General features: G+C 50.9%; 6 protein-coding genes. All 6 read left to right on the forward strand.

Features of this window, described 5'->3' with window-relative positions; translation table 11 throughout:
• Positions 1–256 precede the first annotated feature (256 nt).
• Complete coding sequence (locus ACOCD2_RS09790) at positions 257–946, forward strand: helix-turn-helix domain-containing protein (protein WP_294105558.1); 690 nt, start codon at positions 257–259, stop codon at positions 944–946.
• Entirely contained in the window at positions 946–1527 is a 582-nt protein-coding gene (locus ACOCD2_RS09795; protein WP_419625689.1) for an RES family NAD+ phosphorylase, read from the forward strand. Before ACOCD2_RS09790 ends, ACOCD2_RS09795 begins: the two co-directional genes overlap by 1 nt.
• Before the next feature lie 92 nt (positions 1528–1619).
• Positions 1620–3167, forward strand: coding sequence for an SAVED domain-containing protein (locus ACOCD2_RS09800; protein ID WP_419625690.1), 1548 nt, complete (start codon positions 1620–1622; stop codon positions 3165–3167).
• Between the two features lie 12 nt (positions 3168–3179).
• Positions 3180–4466 carry a nucleotidyltransferase gene (locus tag ACOCD2_RS09805; RefSeq protein WP_419601242.1) on the forward strand — a complete coding sequence of 429 codons (1287 nt, stop codon included), beginning with the start codon at positions 3180–3182 and terminating at the stop codon, positions 4464–4466.
• A gap of 16 nt (positions 4467–4482) precedes the next feature.
• Complete coding sequence (locus tag ACOCD2_RS09810) at positions 4483–6186, forward strand: HesA/MoeB/ThiF family protein (RefSeq protein WP_419601243.1); 1704 nt, start codon at positions 4483–4485, stop codon at positions 6184–6186.
• The gene (locus ACOCD2_RS09815; protein WP_295390369.1) at positions 6183–6662 is read left to right on the forward strand and encodes a Mov34/MPN/PAD-1 family protein; all 480 of its coding nucleotides are present in this window, start codon (positions 6183–6185) and stop codon (positions 6660–6662) included. The genes ACOCD2_RS09810 and ACOCD2_RS09815 overlap by 4 nt, the downstream gene beginning before the upstream one ends.
• Positions 6663–6905 lie beyond the last annotated feature (243 nt).

Genomic DNA, 6905 nt, shown 5'->3' on the forward strand with positions numbered 1-6905 from the left:
GCCATTTCCTTGTTATACGGCCCGGCTCTGATTTGCGGTTATACTGTACCATGTACCCTGTACCAATTCAAGTGATATATGTACCTGAAATGTCAAATAATAAGATAAGGTTACATTATCAACACTAACAGCGGGGTCAGGGCAGAATTGAGCTGCCAGGGCGGGGATTCCGAAAACTTACTCCAAATATTACTCACTGAGTGGAGAGTAGGAGTGGATTCGATTTGCCAGGGTTTCAGTTGTCTACTAGAATATAATGGAATACAACATAAAGGCATTACATTTTACCCAGGAGAGCAAAATGCCATTAAACACATTACAAAGTCTGGGGAAGCACACGGACGAACAAGTCGTCATGTCCGCCATACATTCCTTCTATACGACCAGGAAGCATAACCACAACACCGAATCATCCTTTACCCGTGTGATCAAGTTGCTCAGTGAACACATGGCCGATATGAAGATGCAGGCTGATTCAGCCGAGATGACCGATGCGGAATTACTGCTGGCCGTCTACAAGGAAATTATCGAAAAGTTGTCTGGAGCAAAAAGCCAGCGCCATCAGTTGATCCTGGAAGGCGTCCGTCGATTCAACGAAATGATCGAACGCGCCGGTGGCGGCTATACTGCTGCCGAGGTGGCAGACCTTTTAGGGATCTCCCCCCAAGCAGTGGGCAAAAAAAGAAAACGCAACCAGTTATTGGCTGTGCGTCGCGGTGAACACGCCATCTATCCCGTCTGGCAGTTCAAGGGAAATGAGGTGGTAAACGGGCTCAAGGACCTGCTTGAGGAACTGGAAGGCCTGAGTACGGCCATGAAAACGCAGTTCCTGTTGGGCATCGATTCCGAGTATGAGATGTCCCGTATCGAATACCTGCAATCAAACGGGCTGGATGAAGGACTACTTCGCAAGGCACGACAATTGGGAGAGCAAGGAGCTCGTTGATGGATATCGATCCGCGCAAGATCGTTGATAAGTGCAAATATGTGGAATTGTCCCCTGGGGACAAGATGCTGCGCATCACCAAGGGCAAGCATTCGAGCGCTATTTACTATGGTAGGAAGGCATTGTATCGCTGGGATGCGAATGACAATGGCTATGGCGTCATGTATACCGCGAAGGATATAGATACCGCCTTCGCCGAAACCTTCGGACACGATATTGTAGACGAAAAGGATCTTGCGGAAGACAAGTTCATCGGCCTGGCGGATTTGATGAGCCGCAATGTTTGGGAGCTTACGGTGAAACGGCCTTTGACGCTACTCAACCTGACAGGGAGGTCACTGATTCGGCTAAATCTGGATGCATCCTTCATCAGCAACACAGACTACAAGCTGGCACGGAGCATTTCTTCAATAGCCTACGAAAACCAATGCGATGGCATTTTCTATCAATCCAGAGCGCACCCCGGGGCTTTGCCTATGCCTTGTTTGACCGGACGGAAGCTGCGTTGGAAGAAGCGTGTTTGGGATCGCTGGGGGATTGGAGCAATGAATTCCACGGACGAACCATTGATGCTGTTTTGACAGACCAAGGCTGGTACCTGTACGACCCCAATCATGATGTGTATTGACATTATCCCCGGGGGAGTGTGTTAAACGGAATAGGACTTAAAAGCATGGACGACAAAGAATTATCAGATTGGCTCAAGAAAAGACTTGGCACCAAGGACACGTTGTGCATCGCACACTCCGGATGGTTCTGCAAGGTCGCAGTCCTTGGCAAGGACGCACCGGCCCTTATTCAGACCGATCCCGAAAGGAAATCGCTCACACAACTGAAGAAACTGGCCAGGGCGGGGTTGCTTCAGCATGTTGTAACCGATCTTCAGACTTTGGAAGAAATCTCCGAATATAAAGCAGAATGGAAATGCGAGAACTTCAGTGAAGCGGAGGTGGAGAGCTTCATCCAAAAGCGACAGGAAGCCTTGGGAAAGCCGGTGTTTGGGAAAAAAGGCCGGGGAAAGGAGATTTCCCAGAAAACCGCTTGGAAGGTATGGGCGGAAGCAGGGGGATGCTGCATGTACGAGGGGTGTGCAGCAGACTTATCTGGAATCTCCCTGCATACCAAGGTGGCTAGGATCGGGTATTTGGCTCATATCATCGCATCAAGCCCAGACGGCCCCAGGGGGAATGGTGAAAGATCCGCTCAACTTTCCGATGATCCAGAAAACATCATGCTTATGTGCGATGCACATCATCGCCTGATCGACAGCTATGCTCCTTTGGAGCCTCCAGAAGAACGGTTGCAAGGAATGCGCCGCCGTCACGTGGAAAAAGTTAAATCCTTGCGAAAAGCGATGACCTATCCTGTAGCACGGGCTGTTACCTTGCTCGCCGACCTTGCTGGTGTGCCCACCTATTTCCGTGATACCCAGTTTCAGGAGGCGCTGCTGGCCGAAAAATATGCCATGGCGCCAAGGGTGGAGCACTTACTGAGAAGAACAGCACAGCGTGACGACCGAAGTAAACCAGGATTTTGGTACTACTACCTTCATGAACATGAAAACGACATACGGCGGTTCTCGGGATTTGTCAAAGAAGTTTTCAAAGACGAAGGTCGGGCACTGGGAGTATTCCCATTGCATCACATCGCGATGCTTGTTTTGGCGGGGCGGATCGTTGGGGAGGCCTCTCCCGTCGAAGTATTTCAATATGATCGACAGCAAAGAACGTGGTGTTGGCACAACAATGTGCAGCCACACCCGGAAGGAACCTTCAGGGCGACCGGACTGAAGCAAGGGCAGGCCAAGGAGGCTTTGCTATCCGTAGAACTTACCGCATCCATCGACGAAAATGCTTTGCCGGACTCCCTCATTGAAGGAGTCGAAGCTAAAACATTGCCGTGGATCCGCATCCAAACGGAAACTCCGAATGCAAACATCATCCGCCGCGCCGAAGACCTCCAACAGTTCCGAACAATTTGTCGTCGGGTGATCAACCATATCCAGGACGAATTGCGCGCGGAGCAAGTCCACCTGGTTGTCGTCAGTCCTGCCAGCATGGCATTCGCGCTGGGGCAGATGCTCCAAGCGGGGAATCATCCGCCGTATGTTGTGTATGACCGCGCAAATCATGGCACCTCTTTTTCTCCGGCATTGACCATTACAGGACAAGGCGTGTCGGCTGACGCCCACAATGATACCTTTACTGTCTATTATCGATGAGGATAACCGAACATGAGTTTTTTCCCCAGTAAAACACTCGTAGCAAGCGCACTGAAAACCCGTAGCCGGCGTTTGGCCGAGGCGGCAGCTTCCGCGAAGTCTGACGTGTCATATCCTACGCCTAGCCTGGAAGGACTAACACCGAACATCTATGAACAAGCATTGAGAGAGGTCAACGACCACATTACCCTGGATGAGAGTCTCGTTGAAAAAGCCAAGGAGGCCTACGAAGAGGTTGGTCGTTATTTAGTAAAAAAACTCCATTGGGAAACAAACGACATTGAGATCGTGCCGCAAGGGTCCGCCGCAACCCAGACATTGATCCGCTCCCCGGGTCGGAAGGATTTCGACATCGACGCCGTGTGTAAGGTCAATATCAACCGTATTGAAGCAGACGACCCGATTGGCTTCTTCGAGACCATTGGCGACGCTCTAAAGAGGCGGTATGGAAAGGATGTGAACCCAAAGAATCGATGCTGGAATATCAACTTTGTAGGCCATGGGTTCTATCTGGAATTCACTCCTTCGGCACCACTGGAAACGGTTTCACTGAAGCAGCGGGCGAGCATGGGCCTTGCCGTCGCTTTTGAACCAAGCTATCAGGCAACCGCACTAGGCGTGGTAGACAACAAAGAGCGTGGTTGGAAACCATCCAACCCAGAAGGTTTCGCCCATTGGGTCTCTGATACGGCGCAGTTACAATTGGTGCTAAGGCAAAGGCTCTCAGAAGAAGCGGTTGCTGCCGCCGGTGTAAATCCCGTACCTGATCAGAATGTTGCGATACATGACACCCTCCAAACGGCAATTCGGCTATTCAAGCGGCACCGCGATATGTGTGTACGCAGGAATGCCTTTCAGTCAAAGTATCAGCCTATTTCGGTGATTCTTGTTACCCTGGTCACCGGTATTTATAAGGGGCTGGCTAAATTGGGCCATACCTATGAGCATCCCATAGCGCTGCTGACAGACTTGGCGGAATTGCTACCACACATGATTGAGCACCGCGACAATGATGAATGGTGGGTCGCCAACCCGACCGTGGAAGGTGAGAATTTTGCAGAAAAGTGGAACATGGACGGGGGCAAACGCAAGGATGCTTTCGATTCCTGGTGCAAACTCCTCGCGGCCGATCTGCAAAGACTGCTGAAAGCGTCCACGCCGGAGGAAGCCAGAAAGGTTGCCCAAGAGGTTTTTGGAACGGGATCGGATCAGCGGGATCCAGATGACGGAAATATGCCGCCGAAGCCCGAAAGGCAGCACCCCGTTATACCGGTAAAACCCAGTAACGGACTGGCCTGACCATTACGGAATGACATTGAACCTTGATCTGATCAAGGCGAAGTACCCGTTTCTTCGGATTCCTGCGAGTCAACATAACTCAAAGGAAATCGTTTTCACCCTTGATCTCGGCGCCTTGTCTCTGCCGCCGGAGAGGAGAATCGAAACAGCCGAACTGGTGTTAACGAGGGGGTTTCCTGAAAAGGGTAAGGCAAGAATCCGGCTTTCCAAAGAAGCGATCCTGGCTTTGCCCCATGTAGAAGAAAATGGATGGGTTTGCCTAAATGGTGACCCTGGACCAGGATACGGGTGGCCACCGGAAGACCGCATCATGGAGACGCTGTACCGTTTTCAGGAATTCATCTGGGAATGGGGCCAAGGGCAACTGGATTTCGATTTCTACGATGAACCATTAAATTATTGGTATATTTGGGTTAAACAGGCTGTATACGGCGATATCCCCATTAGAAAAGTATGGACAACGAATGACCGGCCATCGAAATCTTGTGTCAGGGAAGGACGGCTCTTGCTCCCAGACCGCATTGCATTAGTTGGTGATGGCAAGTTGGTACGAAGACTGGCACAATCCCGAAGAAAGGACATTCAACAGGAAGTCTCGGTCCGAATTGCAGACATTCCTATAGACGTCCCCCTGGTACCCTCGACATGGCCAAAAACCGACAGCGAACTGGAACGCCTACTATTCAGCCGACTGAACCACGAAGATCGGCACCGGTTTCTTCTACCGGAAGGAGAGCGCAGGAAGGGAAGGGGACAATATCGAGTGATTTTGCTCCGACATATGGAGCATGGCTATGCCTTCTTAATGCCCGGCGGACCGCACATCAGCATTGGATCCGGCAAACATAGGCGTACCTACAAGCCACCCCGCTCTGTAATCCCCCTGACCGTGGAGCGCTTAGATCCTTCTTGGACAGTGGGAAGAGATCAGCACCCGGAAGTATATAGACGACAGCAACAGCGTGTGTTGATCATAGGACTGGGCGCGTTGGGTAGCCCCGTGGCCGACCATTTGGCCAAGGCCGGCGTCGGGGAACTTACATTGGTGGATGATGACACCCTGGAGCCGGCTAATCTGGGGCGACACCTGTTGGGCGCAAATGCCTTGGAACAACCGAAGGTGGAAGGCATGTCGAATCACCTGTCACGAACCTATCCCGCAGTCCGAGTCAAACCGATAAAGCAGAATATTGAGGATTGGTTGATTGATAACCGGCTGGACCACTATGACCTTGTTCTTGACCTGACGGGGATGGAAGAAGTGAGAAGATTGTTGGATCGGCATCGGCGACGACATCCCTGTCCCCTGCTCATCGCTTGGATGGAGCCCTTCGTGGTTGCGGCACACGCCTGCCTCCTTCCAAAGGATGTTCCTTGGATTCATAATGGCAAGGATCACCTAGAGTTTTTACAAGCCGTAACCTGGCCAGATGAGGTGGTCCAACAAGAACCTGGGTGTTCCACAAGATTTCAAAGTTATACAGCCGTCTCAGCCGCCTATGCAGTTGCGCTCGTGGCGGAGAAGGCGCTGGATGCCCTAGACAAAGGAATCAAACAGCAAAAGGTGTACAGCTGGACAAGAAGCCAAACCTATCTTGACAAGGCGTGGGACCACCTTAAGCTTCGAGAGTGGGCACAAAGAGACGACAGGGGCAATGGGTTGCCCGTGGATGGAACACTCATCGAGCGCTCGTTTCCACCGGAGATGATGGACCCGTGAACCCCGCGCCCAGAATATTTTGGTATCCATTACAGAAGCGTTATATATTATTCACGCCGGACATTCTGGCGCACATATATGAATATCAGCAGAAATGGCCATGGAGCCGTGAAGCTGGAGGAGAACTGTTCACGCCGGACCCAGAGGCGGACGGTTTGGTGATCGTTGCCGCATCAGGACCGTCCCGCAAGGACACCAGAAAGCGATATTACTTCAACCAGGATCCCCAAACAGCGACTCGTGAGCGGGAACGCCAGTACAAGCAAGGGCTACACGCAGTTGGACTGTGGCACACCCATCCACAACAAAACCCAACACCTTCTTGGCAGGACAAAAAAACCGCCAAGCAATACTTTGATGATTTCGAAGGGGCGAGAAACAGATACCTATTGGTGGTTATGGGAAAAAATGAACCAGCGCCAAATATGTCAGTATGGTCTATTGAGACAAAGGGATGGGTAGAGCTTATTGAGTAGTGATCGACAAAGATACGCAATTCGTAATTGCCACAGCGCATTCCCTATCTAACCTCCACAGGCCGAAATAAATTGGAGGATTCCGTTCATGGAAACGCTGCATTGCCTTTTAAAACTACTCCTTAGGCTATCCGTACATATTCGGCGAAATATTTTCATAGAATTACCTAAGTGGCTGTATTTATGGGGAAATTATTGTTTGTTTTGTTCCTCAGAAATGGAGACTTCATTTTTTCTTGAAGC

It is taken from the genome of Thiolapillus sp., assembly GCF_048562965.1.
Classification (GTDB): Bacteria; Pseudomonadota; Gammaproteobacteria; order Chromatiales; family Chromatiaceae; genus Thiolapillus; species Thiolapillus brandeum_A.